Origin of the sequence: Candidatus Magnetaquicoccus inordinatus (genome assembly GCF_004217665.1) — a bacterium.
GTDB lineage: Bacteria > Pseudomonadota > Magnetococcia > Magnetococcales > Magnetaquicoccaceae > Magnetaquicoccus > Magnetaquicoccus inordinatus.
This window is the reverse complement of record NZ_RXIU01000502.1, coordinates 1-1,138: the sequence shown is the minus strand read 5'-3', so window position 1 is coordinate 1,138 and position 1,138 is coordinate 1. Positions and strand designations below refer to the sequence as shown.

Here is a 1,138-nt window from a genome sequence, read left to right as displayed (position 1 = left end):
TTCACCATACAAAACAACTGCGGGTCCAGGGAGGGCACCTCCCTGGCCGGGTCCAGGGATGGAATCCCTGGGATTTTGTTTTTAATCTTTTGCCTTTGGCGCGCCTTTCACAACAAGCCGACGCGCTTTTTGCGTCGGCGCGGCGCGCCTAATGGAAGCAAGCTGTGCGGATTGGCGTGTTTTTTTGCGCCAATTCGCACAGCATCCCCATGGGGGTAGAGCTGGCGAGCCAGCATGAACCTGAATAGTTACTTTTCCTGCAACACTATTTTTGCTGCACGTGCAGCAGACGTTGTCCTTTGCCTAAGGCCAAACTCTCCAACATGGTGCGTCTGACCCACTGTTGGGCCCTCTGCACCGCTTCTGGCATGCTTTTTCCTTGTGCCAAACCCAGGGCAATGGCTGAGGCCAAGGTGCATCCCGTGCCATGAAATGGTCCACCGCTGATGCGGGAATGGGTAAATGTGTGCAGTTGCCCTTTATCCCATAACAGGTCAGTCACCTCTTCTCCTGCTACATGGCCTCCGGTCAACAATACCGATTGCCCAGAGATCTCTGCCAACTGGCGAAGTGCTGCTTCCCGTTGATCAGCAGAGGTGATGGAACGTCCAGTCAAAGCCGCAGCCTCTGGCACATTGGGTGTCAACAGGGTGATGCGAGGCAAAAGATGTTGCAACAACGCTACCCTTCCCCCGGCATCCAACAACGTTCCCCCACCCGTACCCGCCAAGACCGGATCCGCAACCACTGGAATAGTGGGCCACTCTGCCAAAACGGCAGCAACTGCCATAACAATCTCCTGGGTAGCCAGCATGCCCAGTTTGATACCCTGCACCGGTAATTCGTTCAAGCAAGCGCGCATCTGCTGGGCAACCAGCTCTCCCGGCACAGGCACCACCCGATAGACCTGTCGGGTATCCTGAACGGTAATCGCAGTGACTGCTGTTACGCCATATCCTCCCAAAGCGGTCACCGTTTTCAGATCCGCCTGCAAACCTGCACCCGCAGTCGGGTCAGAACCGGCTACCGTCAACAGAACAGATGGCAGAGTACATTTCTGGTCAGGGCAATCGCATTTGCCAATCTCCTCACTGTTGCTACAAGCGAAACTGTGCATGTCGGGCGTCCGCCCTCCCAA

The 1,138-nt window shown here is 55.9% G+C and carries 1 protein-coding gene; it reads right to left on the bottom strand.

Annotated features, from left to right (window positions below; all coding sequences use genetic code 11):
- Positions 1-265: 265 nt before the first annotated feature.
- On the bottom strand, positions 266-1,138 hold an 873-nt coding region (thiD, locus tag EJP87_RS16850; protein WP_227657746.1), incomplete at its 5' end, for a bifunctional hydroxymethylpyrimidine kinase/phosphomethylpyrimidine kinase.